Origin of the sequence: Mycobacterium paraintracellulare, from assembly GCF_000276825.1 — a bacterium.
GTDB classification, from domain to species: Bacteria; Actinomycetota; Actinomycetes; order Mycobacteriales; family Mycobacteriaceae; genus Mycobacterium; species Mycobacterium intracellulare.
Window position 1 is genome coordinate 284,141 of the sequence record NC_016948.1, and the last position, 20,267, is coordinate 304,407.

Annotated in this window: 21 protein-coding genes and 1 tRNA gene; 16 read left to right on the forward strand and 6 right to left on the reverse strand. The window is 66.8% G+C overall.

The annotated features are described in order from the left end of the window. The 4 genes from OCQ_RS01375 to OCQ_RS01390 are packed head-to-tail and all read left to right on the forward strand — an operon-like array spanning position 1 to position 3,094. Positions 1 to 1,095, forward strand: a complete 1,095-nt coding sequence (locus OCQ_RS01375; protein ID WP_014383658.1) for an ABC transporter ATP-binding protein — start codon at positions 1 to 3, stop codon at positions 1,093 to 1,095. Next, entirely contained in the window at positions 1,095 to 1,781 is a 687-nt protein-coding gene (locus OCQ_RS01380) for an ABC transporter permease (RefSeq protein WP_008263134.1), read from the forward strand. The genes OCQ_RS01375 and OCQ_RS01380 overlap by 1 nt, the downstream gene beginning before the upstream one ends. Continuing rightward, complete coding sequence (locus tag OCQ_RS01385; protein WP_009956728.1) at positions 1,778 to 2,494, forward strand: ABC transporter permease; 717 nt, start codon at positions 1,778 to 1,780, stop codon at positions 2,492 to 2,494. Before OCQ_RS01380 ends, OCQ_RS01385 begins: the two co-directional genes overlap by 4 nt. Continuing rightward, positions 2,495 to 3,094, forward strand: a complete 600-nt coding sequence (locus OCQ_RS01390; protein WP_008263137.1) for a putative glycolipid-binding domain-containing protein — start codon at positions 2,495 to 2,497, stop codon at positions 3,092 to 3,094. Here OCQ_RS01390 and OCQ_RS01395 read toward each other — a convergent pair. Further along, complete coding sequence (locus OCQ_RS01395; RefSeq protein WP_162130203.1) at positions 3,057 to 4,001, reverse strand: prephenate dehydrogenase; 945 nt, start codon at positions 3,999 to 4,001, stop codon at positions 3,057 to 3,059. The two genes, OCQ_RS01390 and OCQ_RS01395, sit on opposite strands and share 38 nt — an antisense overlap. Before the next feature lie 129 nt (positions 4,002 to 4,130). On the opposite strand from OCQ_RS01395, the gene OCQ_RS01400 reads away from it, so the two are divergent. From OCQ_RS01400 to OCQ_RS01420, 5 genes are all read left to right on the forward strand, one after another. Further along, entirely contained in the window at positions 4,131 to 4,655 is a 525-nt protein-coding gene (locus OCQ_RS01400) for a tRNA adenosine deaminase-associated protein (protein WP_026071065.1), read from the forward strand. Between the two features lie 85 nt (positions 4,656 to 4,740). Next, a complete protein-coding gene (locus OCQ_RS01405; protein WP_008263147.1) occupies positions 4,741 to 5,199 on the forward strand; it encodes a nucleoside deaminase in 459 nt (152 codons plus the stop codon). A gap of 29 nt (positions 5,200 to 5,228) precedes the next feature. Then, a tRNA-Ser gene (locus tag OCQ_RS01410) sits at positions 5,229 to 5,318 on the forward strand. A gap of 119 nt (positions 5,319 to 5,437) precedes the next feature. Further along, positions 5,438 to 6,442: a glycoside hydrolase family 6 protein gene (locus tag OCQ_RS01415; RefSeq protein WP_014378884.1), complete on the forward strand. Its 1,005-nt coding sequence runs from the start codon at positions 5,438 to 5,440 to the stop codon at positions 6,440 to 6,442. A gap of 131 nt (positions 6,443 to 6,573) precedes the next feature. Then, the gene (locus tag OCQ_RS01420) at positions 6,574 to 7,047 is read left to right on the forward strand and encodes a CAP domain-containing protein (RefSeq protein WP_026071064.1); all 474 of its coding nucleotides are present in this window, start codon (positions 6,574 to 6,576) and stop codon (positions 7,045 to 7,047) included. A gap of 59 nt (positions 7,048 to 7,106) precedes the next feature. Here the strand turns inward: OCQ_RS01420 and OCQ_RS25690 are convergent, their stop codons facing one another. The 4 genes from OCQ_RS25690 to OCQ_RS01435 all read right to left on the reverse strand — a co-directional run bounded on the left by OCQ_RS25690 (position 7,107) and on the right by OCQ_RS01435 (position 11,856). After that, complete coding sequence (locus tag OCQ_RS25690; RefSeq protein WP_225330913.1) at positions 7,107 to 7,637, reverse strand: hypothetical protein; 531 nt, start codon at positions 7,635 to 7,637, stop codon at positions 7,107 to 7,109. Positions 7,638 to 8,228: 591 nt separating this feature from the next. Beyond that, on the reverse strand, positions 8,229 to 9,842 hold the full coding sequence (locus OCQ_RS01425; protein ID WP_008263153.1) for a putative alpha/beta hydrolase: 1,614 nt from the start codon (positions 9,840 to 9,842) through the stop codon (positions 8,229 to 8,231). A gap of 137 nt (positions 9,843 to 9,979) precedes the next feature. After that, positions 9,980 to 11,113 (reverse strand): cellulase family glycosylhydrolase, encoded by a 1,134-nt coding sequence (locus OCQ_RS01430; RefSeq protein ID WP_008263154.1) that lies wholly within the window; start codon positions 11,111 to 11,113, stop codon positions 9,980 to 9,982. A 257-nt stretch (positions 11,114 to 11,370) separates the two neighbouring features. Beyond that, positions 11,371 to 11,856 carry an NINE protein gene (locus OCQ_RS01435; RefSeq protein ID WP_008263155.1) on the reverse strand — a complete coding sequence of 162 codons (486 nt, stop codon included), beginning with the start codon at positions 11,854 to 11,856 and terminating at the stop codon, positions 11,371 to 11,373. A 127-nt stretch (positions 11,857 to 11,983) separates the two neighbouring features. On the opposite strand from OCQ_RS01435, the gene OCQ_RS01440 reads away from it, so the two are divergent. The 4 genes from OCQ_RS01440 (at position 11,984) to OCQ_RS01455 (ending at position 15,947) form a co-directional block, all read left to right on the forward strand. Then, entirely contained in the window at positions 11,984 to 12,370 is a 387-nt protein-coding gene (locus tag OCQ_RS01440) for a DUF2237 family protein (protein ID WP_008263157.1), read from the forward strand. 100 nt (positions 12,371 to 12,470) lie between these two features. Then, on the forward strand, positions 12,471 to 13,742 hold the full coding sequence (locus tag OCQ_RS01445) for a sulfotransferase family protein (protein WP_014383659.1): 1,272 nt from the start codon (positions 12,471 to 12,473) through the stop codon (positions 13,740 to 13,742). Between the two features lie 14 nt (positions 13,743 to 13,756). After that, a complete protein-coding gene (locus OCQ_RS01450; protein ID WP_008263162.1) occupies positions 13,757 to 14,995 on the forward strand; it encodes an MBL fold metallo-hydrolase in 1,239 nt (412 codons plus the stop codon). Between the two features lies 1 nt (position 14,996). Then, the gene (locus tag OCQ_RS01455) at positions 14,997 to 15,947 is read left to right on the forward strand and encodes an LLM class flavin-dependent oxidoreductase (RefSeq protein WP_008263164.1); all 951 of its coding nucleotides are present in this window, start codon (positions 14,997 to 14,999) and stop codon (positions 15,945 to 15,947) included. Here OCQ_RS01455 and OCQ_RS01460 read toward each other — a convergent pair. After that, the gene (locus OCQ_RS01460; protein WP_008263165.1) at positions 15,944 to 16,603 is read right to left on the reverse strand and encodes a GntR family transcriptional regulator; all 660 of its coding nucleotides are present in this window, start codon (positions 16,601 to 16,603) and stop codon (positions 15,944 to 15,946) included. The two genes, OCQ_RS01455 and OCQ_RS01460, sit on opposite strands and share 4 nt — an antisense overlap. A gap of 67 nt (positions 16,604 to 16,670) precedes the next feature. Between OCQ_RS01460 and OCQ_RS01465 the strand changes: the two genes are divergently transcribed. Genes OCQ_RS01465 through OCQ_RS01475 form a run of 3 tightly spaced genes read left to right on the forward strand, consistent with a single transcriptional unit; the run spans position 16,671 to position 20,145 of the window. Then, entirely contained in the window at positions 16,671 to 18,035 is a 1,365-nt protein-coding gene (locus OCQ_RS01465) for an LLM class flavin-dependent oxidoreductase (protein WP_008263166.1), read from the forward strand. Beyond that, positions 18,028 to 19,212: a CaiB/BaiF CoA transferase family protein gene (locus OCQ_RS01470; protein ID WP_014378888.1), complete on the forward strand. Its 1,185-nt coding sequence runs from the start codon at positions 18,028 to 18,030 to the stop codon at positions 19,210 to 19,212. Before OCQ_RS01465 ends, OCQ_RS01470 begins: the two co-directional genes overlap by 8 nt. 18 nt (positions 19,213 to 19,230) lie before the next feature. Then, positions 19,231 to 20,145 carry an HpcH/HpaI aldolase/citrate lyase family protein gene (locus OCQ_RS01475; RefSeq protein ID WP_014383660.1) on the forward strand — a complete coding sequence of 305 codons (915 nt, stop codon included), beginning with the start codon at positions 19,231 to 19,233 and terminating at the stop codon, positions 20,143 to 20,145. Positions 20,146 to 20,267 lie beyond the last annotated feature (122 nt).

Genomic DNA, 20,267 nt, shown 5'->3' on the forward strand with positions numbered 1-20,267 from the left:
GTGATCACCTTCGATGAGGTCAGCAAGGTCTTCGGCGACGGGACCACCGCGGTGGACCGCCTCAACCTGGAGGTGCCCAGTGGAAAGCTGACCGTGTTCGTCGGGTCCTCCGGCAGCGGCAAGACGACGGCCCTGCGCATGATCAACCGGATGATCGAACCGACGTCGGGCACCATCGCGATCGACGGCGTCGACGTCGCCACCCGAGACCCGGTGAAACTGCGGCTCGGGATCGGCTACGTCATCCAGCACGCGGGCCTGATGCCCCACCAGCGGGTGATCGACAACGTGGCAACGGTTCCGGTGTTGCGGGGGCAGTCCCGCCGCACCGCCCGCAAAGCGGGCTACGAGGTGCTCGAGCGGGTCGGGCTGGACGTCAAGCTCGCCCGCCGCTATCCCGCGCAGCTCTCGGGTGGTGAACAGCAACGGGTGGGCGTGGCGCGTGCCCTGGCCGCCGACCCGCCGATCCTGCTGATGGACGAGCCGTTCTCCGCGGTCGACCCGGTGGTCCGTCACGAGCTGCAGAACGAAATACTGCGCCTGCAAAGCGATCTGCACAAGACGATCGTTTTCGTCACGCACGACATCGACGAGGCGCTGCGGCTCGGCGAACGGGTGGCGGTGTTCAAGGGCGGATCGTTACAGCAGTACGACGAGCCGGCTCGGCTGCTGTCGCGACCCGCGAACGACTTCGTGTCGAGGTTCATCGGTCTGGGCCGCGGCTATCGCTGGCTGCAACGCCTCGACGCGGCCGGACTGCCGCTGCACGACGTCGCGCGGATCACGCCCGAGACGCTTTCCGGGGCAGGGCTTTCCGACGGCTGGGCGGTGGTGGTCGACGGCGGGGGAGCGCCGCTGGGCTGGATCGACGCCGAAGGCGCGCGGCGGCACCGCGACGGCGCACCGTTGTCGGACTGCATGAGCGGGGCGGGATCGCTGTTTCGGCCGCGGGGCAATCTGAGCCAGGCGCTCGACGCCGCGCTGTCGTCGCCGTCGGGGGTCGGCATCGCCGTCGACGACGGCGGCAAGGTGATCGGCGGGGTGCTGGCCGCCGACGTGCTGGCCGCGGTGGAATCCCAACGGGGGAACCGATAATGCACTATCTGCTCACCCATCTCGACGACGCGTGGTGGCTGACGATCGTGCACCTGCGGCTGTCGTTGGTGCCGGTGGTGATCGGGTTGGCGATCGCGCTGCCGCTGGGCCTGGCCGTGCAGCGCACGCGGATCGCCCGCACGCTCACGACCGCGGCCGCCAGCGTCGTGTTCACCATCCCGTCGCTGGCGCTGTTCGTGGTGTTGCCGATGATCATCGGAACGCGCATCCTCGACGAGGCGAACGTGATCGTCGCGCTGACCGCCTACACCGCCGCGCTGCTGGTGCGCGCGGTGCTCGAGGCGCTAGACGCGGTCCCCGCCCAGACCCGCGACGCCGCCGTCGCGGTCGGCTACCCGCCCATCACGCGGATCGTGAAAGTCGACCTCCCGCTTGCGGTTCCGGTCCTCATCGCCGGCCTGAGGGTAGTGGTGGTGACCAACATCGCGATGGTCTCGGTCGGCTCGGTCATCGGGATCGGCGGGCTGGGCAGCTGGTTCACGCAGGGGTATCAAACCGACAAGAGCGATCAGATCCTGGCGGGCATCATCGCGCTGTTCGCGCTGGCGGTCGTCATCGATGTGCTCATCGTGTGCGCCGGCCGGCTGGCCACACCCTGGGTCCGCGCCGTAGATACCGCCGGCCGCCGCTCGGTCGTCGCGCCCGTCGTGGGTGGCGCGCGATGAACTTCGTCGATCGGGCTATCTCGTATGTGTTGACCGTCGACAACTGGACCGGGCCGGTCGGACTCGCGGCCCGCATCCTCGAGCACCTCGAATACACCGCCATCGCGGTGGGCGCCTCGGCGCTGATCGCCGTTCCCGTCGGGCTCGTCATCGGGCACACCGGCCGCGGCACCCTGTTCGTGGTGGGCGCCGTCAACGGGCTGCGCTCCCTGCCGACGCTGGGCGTGCTGCTGTTCGGGACGCTGCTGTTCGGGTTGGGCCTGGGACCGTCGCTGGTGGCCCTGATGCTGCTGGGTGTGCCCGCGCTGCTGGCCGGCACGTACGCGGGGATCGCCAATGTCGACCCGACGGTCGTCGACGCCGCCCGGGCGATGGGCATGACCGAGGCCCAGGTGCTGCTGCGCGTCGAGGTGCCCAATGCGCTGCCGTTGATGCTCGGTGGGCTGCGCAACGCGACGCTGCAGGTGGTCGCCACCGCAACGGTGGCCGCCTATGCCAGCCTCGGCGGTTTGGGGCGATACCTGATCGATGGGATCAAGGAACGCGAGTTTCACCTGGCCCTGGTCGGGGCGCTGATGGTGGCCGCATTGGCGCTGGTGCTCGACGGACTGCTGGCGTTGCTGGTGTGGGCATCGGTGCCGGGCACCGGCCGCCTGCGACGCACTTACCGGACACTTCCGCAGCGGTTCGCGGGGACGTCTTACGGTAGATGAGTGAACGCAGCCCCCTCCGACCCGTCTCGCCGCGTTTGGCAGGCGATGCTCACCTGGCGCGCACAGGACGTCTCCCGGATGGAATCGGTACGACTCCAGGTGTCCGGCAAGAGAATCAAGGCCAACGGCCGCATCGTCGCGGCCGCCACCGAGGCCAACCCGGCGTTCGGCGCCTACTACGACCTGTTGACCGATGAAACCGGCGCCACCAAGCGGCTCGGGATGACCGTCACCCTGGCCGAGCGCGAACGCGTCTTCTCCTTCGCACGCGACGAAGAGAACATGTGGTTGGTCACCGACCATCAGGGCGAGCACCGCGCGGCCTACAACGGCGCCCTGGACGTCGACGTGGAGTTCAGCCCCTTCTTCAACGCGTTGCCGATCCGGCGGCTCGGCCTGCACGAGCAGGCGGCGTCGGTCACGCTGCCCGTCGTCTACGTCAACGTGCCCGAGATGTCCATCATCGCGGACACGGTGAGCTACAGCAGCGCGGGCAGTCGCGGCGAGATCAAGGTGCACACGCCGATCGCCGACACCACGGTGAGCGTCGACGACGAAGGATTCATCGTCGACTATCCAGGCTTGGCAGAGCGGATCTGATCACCGCGCCCGCGCGGCCCGCGGCGGCCAGTTCCTGGCGCCAGTTCTCCGCGCCCACGACGACGTGGAAGATGTCGCTGCGCGGGAAGCTGTCGTAACGCGTTCGCGCGGCGTGGCCGGCTTCGATGAGGTCGGCGACCGAGTTGTGGTGGGCCAGCGAATCGCGGGCGCGACTCAGCAGTTCGATGACGCGGTCGACCGCGGGCACCAGTTGGTCGCAGTTGCCCTCGCACATCGCCCGCACCAGATCCGGGGCGCTGGCCGCCACCCGGGTCCCGTCGCGGAATGACCCGGCGGCCAGCGCGAACGCCAACGGGACGTCCCCGGCGACGACCGCCAGCGCCTCGGCGAGCAGGTGGGGCAGATGCGAGATGGCGGCCGCGGCGGCGTCGTGTTCGTCGGATCTGGCGGGCACCACCACCGCGCCGCAGTCCAGCGCCAACGTCATCACCATCGACCAGACCGTCGGGTCGACATGGTCGTCGACGCTGACCACCCACGGCGCCCCGGCGAACAACCCGGCGTAGCCGGCGGTCCAACCCGAATGCGCGGTGCCCGCCATGGGGTGGCCCCCGACGAAGCGTTCCTGCAGACCCGCCGCGACGACCTCGTCGAGCACCGCCTTTTTGACGCTGGTGACGTCGGTCAACGGGCACGCCGGGGCCGTGTCCTTGATGTGCGCGAGCATGCCCGCCATCGCCGGCATCGGTACGGCGAGCACGATCAACGCGCCGGAGCCGGCGGCGCGGGTCAGGGTCTCGGTGAGCTCCGTGGAGGCGTCAAAGCCGTCGGCGGCCGCGGCCTGCGCGCCCTCCACGGAGCGGTTGTAGCCGAAGACTTCACGGCCCGCCGCCGTGGCGGCCCGCATGATCGAGCCACCGATCAGCCCCAGCCCGAGCACACACACCGGTGTCTTAGAAGGAGGGCTTGCCACATTCCAAGGTTGGCACATCCGTTCGGATAGGTCGCTGTCAGATGTCGCCGCTACCAGGCTCCATCTGGTCAGGGGCCTGGTCAGGGACTACCGTAAGCGGCCATGGGAGCACAACAACGGGCCTCCGCCCAGGGCCTGTCCGCAGATGTGCCGGACGGCTTCGGCGTCGCGGTCGTGCGTGAAGAGGGACAGTGGCGCTGTGCTCCAATGGCCCGCAAGTCGCTTACGAGCCTGGCGGCCGCCGAGACGGAGCTGCGTGAACTGCGCAGCGCCGGGGCTGTCTTCGGCCTGCTCGACGTCGATGACGAATTCTTCGTCATCGTGCGGCCCGCGCCGTCGGGGACGCGGCTGCTGCTCTCGGACGCCACCGCAGCGTTGGACTACGACATCGCCGCGGAAGTGCTCGACAAGCTCGACGCCGACATCGATCCCGACGACCTCGAGGATTCCGATCCCTTCGAAGAGGGCGACCTGGGGCTGCTGTCCGACATCGGGCTGCCCGAGGCGGTCTTGGGGGTCATCCTCGACGAGACCGACCTGTATGCCGACGAGCAGCTGGGCCGCATCGCCCGCGAGATGGGCTTCGCCGATCAGCTGTCGGCGGTGATCGACCGCCTCGGTCGGTGATCGCAAGCGCGGCGGAGCCGGGCGCAGCGGGTCGCCACCACTGATGGAGCCGGGCGCAGCGGGTCGCCGCCATCAGGATCGGTCGGTGATTCCTGACGAACAGCTGATCCGTTCCGCGCTGTCGGTCGCCGCGACGGCGGGTCCCCGCGATGTGCCCATCGGCGCGGTCGTGATCAGCGCCGACGGCACCGAGTTGGCCCGCGCCGTGAATGCCCGCGAGGCCCTGGGCGACCCGACCGCCCACGCCGAGATCCTCGCGCTGCGCGCGGCCGCCGAGGTGCTCGGCGACGGGTGGCGGCTCGAGGGCGCCACGTTGGCCGTGACTGTCGAACCGTGCACCATGTGCGCGGGTGCGCTGGTGCTGTCGCGCATCGGGCGGCTGGTGTTCGGCGCCTGGGAACCCAAGACGGGCGCGGTCGGATCGCTGTGGGACGTGGTCCGCGACCGGCGGCTCAATCACCGGCCGGAAGTGCGCGGCGGTGTCCTGGCACAGGAGTGCGCGGCGCCGCTGGAGGCGTTCTTCGCCCGCCAGCGATTGGGGTGAGAGGCATGCCGTTCGGTAAGCTGCTCGGCGGTGGCGTGTCCGAGCGGCCTAAGGAGCACGCCTCGAAAGCGTGTGACGGCTAAAACCGTCCGAGGGTTCAAATCCCTCCGCCACCGCCACAAACTACCGGCGCCCCGTCGCAGGTAGATCGTGCTCTCACGATGCACCGATCGTGCGCGCGCCGACCGGTCGCCACCCTCGTTGGCGCTCGATGGTTCGACCCACTAATTTTCCTGAGGTGACGTTCTCAGCTGCTCGTGCAGTCGCACGATGGATCACCCCGTTCCTGACGATCACCGCCGTCGCCGGCATCGGCCTTGTCTGCGACCCGGTGCCGGTCCGTCCCGCCCCGACGGTGCGTTTGGCCTCCGATGGCAACCCACTGGACGGGGCGCCGTTCTACGTCAACCCCACGTCGGCGGCCATGCGCGCCGCCCAGAGCGCCGATCCGCCGAGTGCCGAGTTGACCGCGATCGCCAATACGCCGCAGGCGTACTGGATCGTCCCGGGCGGTTCCGCAGCAACGGTCGGGAAGTACGTCGGCGACGCGGCCGCCGCCGGCGCCATCCCGGTGCTGGCGATCTACGGAATCCCCCATCGCGACTGCGGCAGCTTCGCCGCGGGCGGCATGGGGTCGGGCGCCGACTACCGGAGCTGGATCGATGGGATCGCCGGCGGCGTGGGCACCTCGCGGGTGGCGATCATCGTCGAGCCCGATGCGCTCGCCATGGCCGACTGCCTCTCGGGTGATCAGCGCCAAGAACGGTTCGATCTGGTTCATTACGCCGTCGACACGCTGACGAAGGATCCGAACGCGGCCGTGTACATCGATGCGGGTCACCTGCGTTGGCACAGTGCCGAGGACATGGCCGCCAGGCTGAATCAGGCCGGCGTCGGTCACGCGCGGGGCTTCAGCGTCAACACCGCGAACTTCTTCACCACCGAGGACGAAATCGGTTACGGCGAAGCGATTTCGGGACTCACCAACGGTTCGCACTACGTGATCGACACGTCGCGCAACGGTGCCGGACCGGCGCCTGATTCCGAGCTCAACTGGTGCAATCCCAGCGGCCGAGCGTTGGGCACCCCGCCCACCGCCTCGACCGCGGGTGCGCACGCCGACGCCTACCTGTGGATCAAACGTCCCGGCGAATCCGACGGGACGTGCGGCAAGGGTGATCCGCCGGCGGGCCACTTCGTGAATCAGTACGCCATCGATCTGGCCCACAACACCGGCCACTAGCAGGACCTTTGGCTTAGCCTCGCCGTCGGCGGCTGCCGAACGGATCTGTTATTCGCGACCGCCGATGGTTGCAAGTGGGTAACATTTTGTTATCTGAAACAGATAAAGCCAGTATGCGGTACGAGGCAAACATGACGAGGAAAGTTGCGTTCTACGCAATCTTCTCGATCTGCACTGCCTTCATTACTGTTTCCGGTGCAGACGGGTTCGTTGCGCACGCCGACGATGCGGGGAGCGCGGTGTACAGCGGCGTCAACCAGCTTCGCCAGGGATGCGGACCGATCACCGACGACCCGCGTCTGACGGAAGCCGCCCAGCGGCATGCCGACGACATGCTGCGCAGCGGGGTCAGCGGACACATCGGCTCGGACGGCTCGTCGCCGCAGGCACGGATCGCGCAGGCGGGCTATCGGAGCCGCTCCACGGGTGAAATCGTCTTCTGGGGCACCGGATCCGCCGCGAATCCCCGTGAGGCCCTGGACATGTGGATGCAAAGTCCCCCGCACCGGGCGATCATCCTGAATTGCGCATTCAACGCAGGCGGCTTCGCCACCGCACGGGACGGCAACAAAATGACCGTCGTCGGCGACTTCGCGGCTTCGTAAACCCTTTTGGGTCAAGCGGTTTCGGATCGCCGCCGTGGGCAAACCGGTTTAGTTGTGCCCTAAAAAGCCACGCTGCCAGAGGGTTTGAGCACAAATCCGTGCTCGCCGCTGCTGGTGTCCAGGCAGGCGACGAGGCGGTCAGGACCCACTACGCACGTCGCGTCGCGGAAGTTCACCTTCTGTCCGATGTTTAACAATGTCCCGTGGGTATACGGCACACCACATTTGTTACCTGTCATGCTGATCGCATATGTGGGTGCTGATCGTACGCCCGTTGCTTTGCCGACCATGCAGGGATTCGCGTCCGGCATGTCCCCTAGGCAGTTGATGTCTTGCGATTGCCACACCGGTACGGGCTCGCCGGCCTCAAACCAACATTGGATGTTGTAAGGGGTCGAAAAGTAGGCGTACCGCAATCCTTTCGGCGGAATTTCGATGTAGTTATCGATTGATACCGGGGTGAACTCGTCGAGCTTAGGGAAGCCGGGCGGCTGTGCGACGGCGTGTTGCGACGGCGACGTACAGGACACGGACACCAAGACGAAGATTAAGGCAAACGATCGAGTAGTCAGGCGTGCGACGGTAGGCATTCGAAACCTCCTCCGAATCATGGTCGGACGCTGAAGCGGTCGCCTACCGCCTGATTGACAGTCACACGTGAGGCAGCCAACCAGAACCATGTGGCGACAGGACGAAGCCACGGCCTTGGGGGTCTTTGCATGCGGTCGTGCCTGAGTTATCGACCCCGCAAATGATGCCGTCGACGGTGATGGAATGCAGTGGGGGCAACGTCTTGAGTGGATGGCCATAGACCTGGCCGTTAGGCGCGATCGGGTCGCCGGATTGAGCCAGTCCAGAGGCGGTCCCAATCGCGTTCACCGTGCCGGCCCCGCTGGCTGGCGGGACCGCGGGAAAATTATTGCCTGTGCATTGTGCTTCCCCGGAGAAGAAATCGCACGTGATTCCATCCGGGGTAAGGAAATAGACCATGTTGAGCGGTGCACGCCCCGTGTTGGGAAGCCCAATCGTGTAGTCCGCAACCGTCACGGGTGAATACCCGCTGATGTCCGGAAATGCAGGCGCGTCGGCGCGAGCGTTGCAACTAGTCATAAACGCGGTGAGAACCCCGGCAGCGACAGCGAGCGTCCTACTGATCATTTCTGGTCCTATCGGCGGGTAGATTAGCGGTTTGCGTTTACCTGGAATTGCCGAGTGTTGTACGGGGTGTTGGTCGTTGTGTTCCATTGACTTACGAACAGATTCAGCTTATCCAGCGTGGATCCAGGCAGGATATACCCACCGTAGTTCTGGGGTACAAAGTTTGGCCCCTGCGGATTGCTCTGCTGTGCAACAACTGTCGGCCCGACGCTCAACACTTTAGTGGGTTCATCCACCACCCGAACTTCGACATTTCCAGTGCCCTGATTGAAACCCGACAGCACCGCCTTGCCGTCGACCTCCCTGAAACTGAGTTCGCCGAAGGGTGTGCGGCTTATCGGAGCGGTGGCGACTCCGCCGGCTTGGCCCCAGCCGGTTCCGTTCCAGGGCTGCCAACTGCCGCGATTGAACACTTTGTCAGGATCCGCGCGGTACATGGTGATGCCTCGGCTGCGGTCGAAGGAATCAGCGGCGATGTAGACTTTGCCGTCCGAGCCCTTATAGCCGCTGATCTGGGTGGGCGCCTCTCCCGCGGCGCGATACGAGCCTGGCACCATTGTCCACCCTTTGCCCGGGTCACCGTTGACTTCGACCAGCCACGAAGCCGCCGGCTTAAGGTTCCCCGTCGTGCCGGTCACCATCATGTACGTTTTGTCGCCCAGGGTGACCGTTCCGGCTGGCAACGTGTCGCTGATTCCGGCCTTGACCGCCTCCGACGGCATTGTGAAGAGCTCGCGGCCACTATTCTCGGGGCCCGTTAGTGGCGCACCAAAATGCGGACGTCCGTCGGCGTCGAAGGTCACCGGTACGGCCACAGATCGATAGTGTTCGTCCTCACCGACTTTGTTGCCGGAGAACGAATCCCCAAAAATCGCGAGATATTTTCCCGGCTGTCCGGGGATCTCGACCACTTCTCCTAAGTCCGCCGCCCCGATACCCGGGATGCCGGGAATGCCGCCGGTACCGGCGATCGGCCCGAGGTCTCTCACCTCACCCGGTTTCAGCGGGCTTTCGATCCACTCGTCTACAGCTTTCGGTGGGTCGTAACCGTCGGTATGCAGGGCACCCATGGCTCTACGGAGAGTGTCGGAGTACCCGTTGCGAATTGACGTCATTTGTTTGACGGCATCGCGGACGTCGTCCACGGCATCGGCGTGCGCGTCGTCGTACAGTCTCAACAGCTTCTGGCGTTCCGACTCGGGCAGATGGGAGGCCAATTCCTTCTTGATCGCGGTCATGAGGCTGTCGAGGCCTCGGAGCTCACTGTCCAGCAGGGCGATCTCTCGAGCTCCTTGTTTCTGCGCGTCGGCCAACGCGGCGGCGATCGTTTCCAATTCAGCACCGATCTTCGGCAGCTGCTCGGACTGCGCACCGAGCATTTTGGTCACCCGCTGCACTTCGTCAGAATCGTTGATGGGGTGGCCACCATCCTGATGGTTCCAGGCGGCGGCGAACCGTTTTCGCGCTTGCTCGAATGCATGGTCGGCTTCGGCGGTGTGTCGACCCGCGCCATGAAAGGCCTCCGCCAACTGCGAAATCTGTAACGGGCTACCCGCCTGCAAGTTCTGATTGATCGCCCACGGATCGCCGCCGGCCGACGCGATCAGTTCCGCTTCGCTCAGGTTCGCCAGCGTCATGGCGTCGCGGGCAGATGGCCAACACCGACGATCATCGCCGCCCCCTTCTGAGCTGGCATAAACGCTACTACTGGCAGCGCGACGGCGATCGTTGAATGGTCAAAGCCCAGGCGGGCCGGTTGGCCCGCCTCTGCTTGTCAGGCCTGGCTTCCGGCCAGCTTCCGGACGGTCAAAACCTCGATGTCTTGGAACGGACGTCCCTCGGGCCGGATCAAGTCGTGGAACCACACCTTCGGAACCGTCGTGGCCGGGTGATCCCACGTTTCCCAGGGGAAGTAGGTCTGGGTCTTGCCGGCAACCAGGCCCCAGTTGATCGCGCCGACGTTGAGGCGTTTGGCGACGGGCAGGATGCTCTGTACGGTGCTGCCCCGGGGCCGAGCCATGTATTCCGTGCACAGGATCGGCCGGCCCATCGGCGTCAGCTCGTTGATGCGCGACTCGAACCCGGCGGGCTCAGCGTAGGAATGGAAGGTGACCACGTCGGAGTTGGCGAGCTGGATGTCGCTGATTGCGCTGCGGCCCTGGGGTTGTCCCCAGTCGCCCCGCCACACTCCACTCGTGAGCGGCTGGCTCGGATCCACCGCGCGCGCCCACCGAAACACCTGGGGGAGCAGGTCGGCGACGAGTTGCTCCTTATCGCTTCTTTCGGTGTTGCGGTATTGGCGTGCCGGGTTGTCGGGTTCATTCCAGAGGTCCCAGCCCAAAACCCGGTTGTCGTTACGGAATTGGGTCATCACCGCGGTGACGTAGTCGCGCATCACCGGGACGTAGCGGGGGTCGCCGAGGCGCTCGGCACCCGGGCTCTGCGCCCAGCCCGAGTTGTGCACACCGGGGCGCGGCGCGCGCTGTCGACCCGCGCGGGGTTGCGGATCCCAGCAGGAGTCGAAGAAGACAAACAGCGGTTTGATGTGATGACGGGCCGCGATGTCGACGAATTGCCCTAGGCGCGTTTGGAACCCGCGCTGGTCGGCGGCCCACAGCTGATCATGGAGGAAGACCCGCGCGGTGTTGTGGCCATAGAACTGAGCCCAGCCGAGCTCGGTGTCGATGCGCCGCGGGTCGAAGGTATCGGCCTGAAACATCTCGAACTGGTTGATGGCGCTCGCGGGAATGTAGTTTGCTCCGACGAGCCAGCCCTGCGCCTGATACCACCGGTTGGCGCGATCGGGGGACCACCGGCCCGCCTCCTCCGCGGAGGCCCTGGGTACCCGGGTAACTGCGGCGCCCGCCGCCAACAGCAGAGGGAGTTTCAGGGCCGTTCGTCGTTCCACGATGTGACGATAAGTTTCCGGGGCGATTTCCCTGGGATTTGCTCAGCGCGTCGCGAGAGCTTGAGATAACAATTGTTCCCGCACCGTAATCGGGGTCGCCGAAAGTCGGCACCCACCCGCCATCGTGACCAATCCGTAACCATCGACTCCGGCGCGCCCCGGGCCGTCGTGCATGCCGGCCGGGTTAAAATGTCCCCGACTGTGCGCCAAAACCGTTGCAGGCCAACCGAACCCGATAGCCCTCTTATATGGAGGGCCTAGCGCAGCTTGCGGCCGTGGTTGTCTTTGACGCTGCCGGTGAAGATCAGGATCGCGTCGACGATCGCCCAGATGATCCCGCCGAGCAGGACCGGGAATCCCAGAAAACAGAACAGGCTGAAGACAATTCCGAACAGCCCCACGCACAGCTGGGCCACGGCGATCTGAGTCGAGTCGATGTAAAAGCGGCCGACACCGAACAGGCCGAGGAAGAGCTGAAGTAAGCCGGCGGTGGTGGCGGACTTATCCGACAGGGGCAGCCCGGTAACGGGATCACGGCCGAACGGCGCCTGCGGGTCGACGTAGCCCGGGTACCCGCCATAGCCCGGATAGCCCGGGTACCCGGGGTAACCCTGCGGCGACGGATACCCCGGCGGTGGCGGAGGCGGGCCCTGCGGATTCGGCTGCGGACCGTAACCGGGCGGCTGCCATCCCCACGGTGGTTCATCGGCGGGATTTCCGGGCGGGTTGGGCGGCGTCGACATCGATTCGAGTTAACACGCCCGCCGTTCGGCCGTCCACATCGGGCTCCAAGGCGCCGGCGCGGAAAATCCTTGGGCGCAGTCGGCAAATTGCTTCAAACTTCACCACCGCGAGAGCAATACTGGACGGGTGCCTGATCGAAATGTGCTGGGCGGTCCGCTGGAACCGTGCGGCACAGACCCGCTGACCGGTTTCTACCGCGACGGCTGTTGCTCAACCGGGCCTCAGGACCTTGGACGGCACACCATTTGCGCGGTGATGACCGCCGAGTTCCTGGAGCACCAGCGCTCCATTGGCAACGACCTGTTGACGCCGGTTCCCGAGTATCGGTTCCCGGGCCTGCTGCCCGGCGACCGCTGGTGCGTGACCGCGCTGAATTGGCTGCGGGCTCACCACGACGGGTGTGCGGCGCCGGTGGTGCTGGCATCCACGCACGAGAGCACCCTCGAGGTGGTCCCCCTGGAGGCGCTGCAGGCGCACAAGATCGACGTGCCCGACGATCTGGCCAACCTGTAGCTGGGTGACCGCTGGCCGGGATGGTGGGTGAACCACGGAATAGCGCCGCGTCTAGCCTCGGTGTCATCTTTCTCACCTGACGCGTCGAAGAGGGGTTGCGGTGGGTTCTGCGGTTGACGACATCGACTTCGACGACCTGACCGCGCCCCGGCTGACCGACGTCCAGCGCCAGATCCTGGAGTTCACCGAGGCCAAGCGCGTCGACCTCGACGTCGACCGGATGCTCGCGGAGGCCGTCGAACAGACCGGCCTAAAGACCGCAGCCGCCGATCTTGACGACGCCGACGGCTTCGCTGACCGGCTGCGCGCGCACGTCGCGGCGATCGAAGCCGACGATGGCCTGCGCCAGCTCACCCGCGGTTCGCTGCGGCAGCGGATCGTCCGCCTGCTGCGTAACCGGTTGTCGCTCACCGAGCTGATCACGCGGTACCCCGAGATCGAATCCATCCCGATCGAGAGGCCTTTCATCGTGGTCGGGATGCCGCGGTCGGGCACCACGCACCTGGTGAATCTCATTGCCGCCGACCCGCGCAGGCGCGCGCTGCCGTACTGGGAGAGCCAGGATCCCATCCCCGCTCGTGGGCAGGGGCCCGACGTGTTCGGCGTGGACCCCCGTTACGCGCGAGCCAAAGCAGAACACGAAGCGCTGATGGCCAGCGCGCCCGTGGTGGCCGCCATGCATGACCGCTTCCCCGAGGCGATCGAGGAGGAGGTGGAACTCCTCGACCTCGATCTGGCCTCCTATGTCCTGGAATGGCATGCGCGGGTGCCGGATTGGCGCGACTACTACCTGAGCCTCGACCAAACCCGCCACTATGCCTACATGCGCAAGGTGCTGCAGGCGCTCACCTTTCTGCGGGGTCCGCGCACCTGGGTCCTCAAGAGTCCGCAGCACTGCGAGCAGCTCGGCCCGTTGATGGCGACGTTCCCCGACGCGACGGTGGCTTTCACGCACCGCGACCCGGTCGCGGTGATCCAATCGGCGATCACGATGATGGCCTACTCGGATCGGCTGCGCCGCAACAGCATTGATCCGCAGTGGCTGCTGGAATATTGGAGCGATCGCGTGCATCGTCTGCTGAGCGCATGCGTGCGTGACCGCGACCTGGTGGACACCGAACGCAGCATCGACGTCAACTTTCATCAGCTGGGTGGCAACGAGATGCCGGTGCTCGAGCGGCTGTATCACTGCGGCGGTGTCGAATTGCCGCAGCAAGTGCGCGACGGCTTCCAGCGCTACCTGGACGGCAATCCACGAGGCAAGCACGGCCGCATCCATTACGAACTGCAACGGCACTTCGGCGTCTCCGCCGACGAACTCCGCGGCCGGTTCGGCTTCTATTTCGACAAGTTCGACGTCCGACCCGAATAAAGGAGTCAGCAGCGATGACCGAACCCGTCTATCGCGGCAGGCCCGGAGCCGACGCGATGCGCCCGGCGTCCGCGGAGAAGGCGGATGAGATCGCCCCGGGATTGTGGTGCTCGCCCGGGCTGTCCAACTCGTACCTGCTCACCACCGCGCAGGGCCGGGTGATCGTCAACACCGGCATGGGTTTCGAGGGGCCGGTGCATCGCGCCAACTTCGACGCCGTGGACTCCTCGCCGGTGCGCTACATCATCTTCACCCAGGGCCACGTCGACCATGTCGGCGGCCTGGACAGCGTGCGCGACCCCGACACGACCGTTGTCGCGCAAGCGAACTGGACGGCGTGGCGAGACGACAACGAACGACTGATCCCCTACCGCGCCAGCCGCAGCGCGTTCGCGTTCAAAGACACGCTGGCCGACGGCATCCAAGCCATCCAACGGCGCCTGGGGACCGCGCAGCTGGCGGGCCAGAGCGTGCCCGTCGTCGACCTCGACTTCGAGGACACGCTGACGCTGGAGCTCGGCGGCCGGCGGATGGAACTGATCTCGGTGCAAGGTGGGGAGACCACCGACTCGCTGGTGGTCTGGCTCCCCGACGAACGAATCTGCCTGTGCGGAAACACCTTCGGCCCCCTGTTCGGGCACATCCCCAACCTCGTCACCATGCGGGGCGACCGCTACCGGGACGCGTTGACGGCCATTGCCTCGGTGGAACGGGTCCGCGACCTGCACCCCGAGCTGCTCGTGACGGGTCACTTCGCGCCCGTCGCGGGGGCCGAGCGCATCAACGCCGAGCTGACCCGGCTGCGCAACGCCATCCAGTACATCCACGATCAGACGGTCGCCGGAATGAATGCCGGAAAGGATGTCCGCACCCTGATGCGCGAGATCACGTTGCCCGCGGAATACGAAGTGGGCCAGGGCTATGGGAAGGTCGCCTGGGACGTGCGGGCCGTCTGGGAGAACTACTCGGGCTGGTTCCACCACGAGTCGACCACCGAGCTGTACCCGGTCGGATTCGACGCCGTCGCGGCCGACGTGGTCGAGTTGGCCGGCGCCGATGCGCTCCTGGATCGCGCCCGGGCGCACCTGGCCGCCGATCGGGCACTGCACGCCATCCACCTCGCCCAGCTCGTGCCCGCCGAGCATTCGGGGGCTCGCGATGTGCTCCGGCAGGCGCATGAAAAGCTTCTCGCAAGCAGCACGAACTTCTGGGAAAGCGCGTGGCTGCGCAACCAGATTGCGAGGAACTCATAGCATGTTGCTGACGGTCCTGCGCTTCAATTTCGCCTCGCCGCAGGGGGATCCGCGCGTGCAGGGCGAACTGCTGTCCGCAGCGCTCGAACTGGCGCAGTGGGGTGAGTCGCACGGCATCACGTCGATCAGTGTCGACGAGCATCACGCGACCGGGCACGGGTGGAGCTGCAACCCGATCATGGCCGCGGCGATGTTCTTGGCCCGCACCTCGACACTGATCGCCAGCGTCGATTGCGCGTTGGGCCCGCTGTGGAACCCCGTCCGCCTTGCCGAAGACATCGCGCTCGTCGACAACATGAGCCGCGGCCGGCTGCACACCACGGTGGGCCTGGGATACCGCACGGTCGAATACGATGCGCTGGGAGCCGATTTCACGCGACGTGGCGCGCTGATGGACGGCCTGCTCGAGCGGATGCTGGCGGTGTGGTCCGACATTGGCACGTGGACCCGGCCGCATCCACCGCTGTACGTCGGCGGTGGCGCGCGTGCCACCGCGCGCCGCGCCGCCCGGTTCCGGCTGCCGCTCAGCCTGGCCGATCACCTGCCCGAGATCGCCGCCTACTACCGCGAGCTGTGCGCCGAGGCCGGCATGGCGCCGTTCATTCTCATGCCGGGACCGATCAACCGCGGAATGATCTACCTGCACGAGGACCCCGAGCGGGCGTGGGCGGAACTGGGCGACCACATCCTGTGGGAGGCAGTCACTTACGGCGGATGGTCCACCGATCAACGCTCGCTCATGCACCTTCCGGGTGTGCAGACCCTGGATCAGGTCAGGGCATCGGGGCGATACCGCTTCCTGACTCCAGATCAGCTGATCTCGGAGGTGCGCGAGGCGCAGAACTACGGGCCGCTCGTCATGCACCCCCTGGTCGGTGGCATGCCGGTCGACGAAGCGTGGAAATCGGTGCAATTGCTCACCGACAAGGTGCTGCCCGCGCTGGCGGGCTAGACGTCGCGGCGCTGCTCGAGCCAGTCGGCCAGCGAGCGGCCGGCATCCAAGACGTGCCGTTCGGCGATCGCACGGGCGCGTTCGGCGTCCTTGTCGCCCAGCGCATCGAGGAGCTGTTGATGTTCGTCGAGCGAATGCTTTTCGTGCTCGGGGAAAAGCGTGAGGAAGTTGCTCGGCACCACGCGCGCGACCTGCTTGATCTGGTTCAGCAGGCGAGGGGAGTGCGCCGCGCGATGGATCATCTGATGGAAATGCCAGTTGGCCTCTCCGATGGAGTCGTCACCGGATCGCGCGACCACGTCGGCGGCGAGTTCCCTGAGCGTGGCGAGTTCGGCGGGCTCGATCCGCTCGGCGGCCCACGCCGCGGCCTGCCCGGTCAGCACGCCGAGAATCGTGAAGCTGTCCAGGACGTCGCCCGGGCTGATGCCGACCACCGTCACCCCGCTGCGCGGGGCGACCTGAACCAGGCCCTCGAACGACAGCTCCAGCAACGCCTCGCGCACCGGCGTGCGGCTGGTCGCGAATTCCTCGGTGATGGCGTCGAGATCGACCCGGGAGCCGGCCGGCAGCACGCCGGTCAGAATGCGGTCGCGAAGCTCCCGGGCGGCGCGCTCTCGGACCGTCCCGGAGATGTCGATCCCTGAGGTCGAAGCCACCTGGGCATAATACCAAACGACAGATCTAGCATTTGATATCTGAAATATCAGATGTTACGTTTCAAGCATGCGCACCGACAAAATGGCCCTCGTGGCCTTCATGCAGGCCGGCAGCACCTCGGTCTACGCGGGCTCGTGGCGGCACCCCGCGACCGAACACCGGTACCTGGACGCGTCCTACTACGCGAAGATCGGCCGCCAGCTCGAAGAGGGTTGCTTCGACCTGATGTTCTTCGACGACCGCTTGGCCATGCCCGGCGTCTACGGCGGATCGGTAGGCGAGGCCGTGCATTACGGCGCCCGCCCGGTCAAGCTGGACCTCAGTGTGATTCTCGGGGTGCTGGCGCAGGCCACGTCGAAGATCGGGCTGGGCGCCACCTACTCGACCACCTACTACCAGCCGTTCCACGTGGCGCGCACGTTCGCCTCGCTCGACCACCTGTCGGGCGGCCGCGCGGCGTGGAACGTGGTCACCTCCGTCAACGACAGCGAGGCGCAGAACTTCGGGGTCGACGCCCACCTCGGTCACGACGAACGGTACGACCGCGCCGACGAATTCATGGACGTGGTGACCGGCCTGTGGGACACCTGGGAGGACGAAGCCGTCCTGCACGACCGGGCTTCCGGGCAGTTCGCCGACCCCAACAAGGTGCACGAGCTGGGACACGTCGGCCAGTTCTTCTCCGCCCGTGGACCGTTGACGGTGCCGCGGACCCCGCAGGGCCGCCCGGTCATCATCCAGGCCGGATCGTCGGGCCGCGGCCGCGAATTCGCTTCTCGGTGGGCCGAATTGATCTTCACCGGCGACCCGGGCATCGAGGTCGCACGCAACCACTACGCCGATCAAAAGGACCGCATCGCCGACGCGGGCCGCGATCCGGCCGCCGTGCGCATCTGCCCCATGGCCTACGCGGTGGTGGGCGAATCCGAGGCCCACGCCAAGGATCGCGAGGCCATGTTCCTCAACGACCTCGTGCATCCGATGGCGTCGCTGACGCTGCTGTCCGAGCTGATGAACTACGACTTCGCGCAACACGATCTCGACGACCCGGTGACCGACGAACTGCTCGCCTCGGTCTCCGGCATCCGCGGCCTGGTGCAGAACCTGCGCACCCATATCGGCGGGGACACGGTCACCTTGCGCGACCTCGCCAACCATCGCGCCACACTGCTGCAGGGGCCGCGCTTCGTCGGCACCGGCGAACAGGTCGCCGATCAGATGGCCGACTGGTTCGAAAGCGGCGCGTGTGACGGATTCGTCTTGGCCGCAACGCATCTGCCCGGTGCATTCGAGGACGTCGTGCGCATGGTGGTGCCGGAGCTGCAGCGCCGCGGCCTGTTCCGCACGGAATACGAATCCTCCACGCTGCGCGGCCATCTCGGGCTGCAGCGTCCGTCGAACAGCCGGGTGGCCGCCGGTGCCCATGCTTGACGGGCTGCGGGTGCTCGACCTCGCCACGTTGGCCGCCGCGCCGCTGGTGGCCACCTATCTCGGGGAGTTCGGCGCCGACGTGATCAAGGTCGAAGAACCGCGCCACGGCGACCCGATCCGCGGCTGGGGCAACCAGCGCGACGGTGTCGGCCTGATGTGGAAGTCGATCGCGCGCAACAAGCGGTCGATCACGCTCGACTTGCGGTGCGCCGAAGGGCAGGAGCTGGTGCGCCGCCTGGTGGAGCACGCCGATGTCGCCATCTTCAACACCCGCCCCCAGACCTTGCGCAAGTGGGGCCTCGACTACGAGAGCCTGCGCGCGGTCAACGAGCGGATCGTGATGCTGCACATCACCGGGTACGGGCTGAGCGGGCCGAAGAGCGAGCGCCCCGGGTTCGGCACGCTGGGCGAGGCGATGAGCGGGTTCGCGCACATCACGGGTCAGGCCGGCGCGCCGCCGACGCTGCCGCCGTTCATGTTGGCCGACGGCGTCGCGTCGCTGAACGCCGCGTACGCGGTGATGATGGCGCTGTATCACCGCGACGTGCACGGCGGGCCCGGACAACTGATCGACGTCAACCTGATCGACCCGCTGGCCCGGCTGCTGGAACAGACGCTGCTGGGCTATGACCAGTTGGGCCTGGTGCCCGAGCGGGCCGGCAACCGGTGGGACATTTCGGCGCCGCGCAACACCTATCGCACCGCGGACGGCAAGTGGCTGGCCATGTCCGGCAGTTCGCCGGCGTTGGCGCTGCGGGTGTTCCGGGCGATCGGCCGCCACGATCTGCTGGACGACGCCGACTTCTCCGACCCGCAGCGACGGTTGGCGCGGGCCCGCGAGGTCGACGCCGTGGTCGCCGATTGGGTTGCCACCAAAACACTTTCGGAGGCGATGGACGCCTTCGAAGCGCACGAGGTGGCCGCCGCGCCGGTCTATGACATCAGCGACCTGGTCGCCGACGAACAGCTGGCGCATCGTGGGGTGTTCATCTCCGTCGACGACCCACAACTCGGACCCATGACGGTGCAGGCCCCCGTGCCGCGGTTCTCGTCAGCCCCCGGCACGGTCGGGCATCTGGGGCCGCGCCTCGGCGAGCACAACACCGAGGTATACGGGGATCTGCTCGGCATGAGCCACGACGAAATCGACGACCTGCGCGCCCGTGGCGTGTTGTGACAGAAGGAAATTGAAACGATGACGAATCTTCTCCGCCGCTCCGAGCTCGCGGTGCCCGCCTGCAGCGACAACATGTTCGACAAGGCGGCCGGGTGCGGTGCCGACCTGGTGTTCCTCGACCTCGAGGACGCCACGCCCGCCGCGTTCAAGGAGGAATCGCGCGGCAAGGCGATCAGCGCGCTCAACGACCTGGACTGGGGCCGCACCGTGCGGGCGGTGCGGATCAACGGCCTGGACACCCGGTGGTGCCACGACGACGTCATCGAGGTGGTGACCAGGGCCGGCCGCAACCTCGACACCATCATCATCCCCAAGGCCCGCACCGCCCGCGACGTGTGGTGGGTGGACGTCCTGCTCACCCAGCTGGAATCAAAACTGGACCTGGACAAGCGGATCCGGCTCGAGGTGCTGATCGAAGAGGTCGAAGGTTTGGCCAACGCCGAAGAGATCGCGGCGGCCAGCGATCGCCTCGACGCCCTGATCTTCGGGGTGGGCGACTTCTCGCTGTCACAGGGCGCGCGGGTGGACACCAACTTCGTCCCGCTGGGCGAGTATCCGGGCGAGTTCTGGGCCTACGCGCGCAACAAGGTGATCGTCGCCGCGCGCATCGCGGGCATCGACGCGATCGACGCGCCGTACCCCGACTACCGCGACCTCGCCGGGTATGAGCGCGACGCCCGGCGCGCGTCGCTGCTCGGCTACACCGGGAAGTGGGCCATCCACCCCGACCAGGTTCCGGTCGCCAACGAGGTCTACGCCCCGACCGCCGACGAGATCGCCCGCGCCGAAGCCAACGTCGCCGCCTACCGGGAGGCCGAGGCCAAAGGCCGGGGAGCCGTCGGGGTGAACGGCGTCCTGGTCGACGCCGCCCACGTCAAGCAGGCGGAGCAGACGCTGGCGCGCGCGGCCCTGATCAAGGCCAGGCACGTTTGATGGCGGCGACCCGCTGCGCCCGGCTACGGCCTATAGCGGCGACCCGCTGCGCCCGGCTACGGCCTATAGCGGCGACCCGCTGCGCCCGGCTACGCCGCGCTTGCGATCGCCGCGGCCGCGCT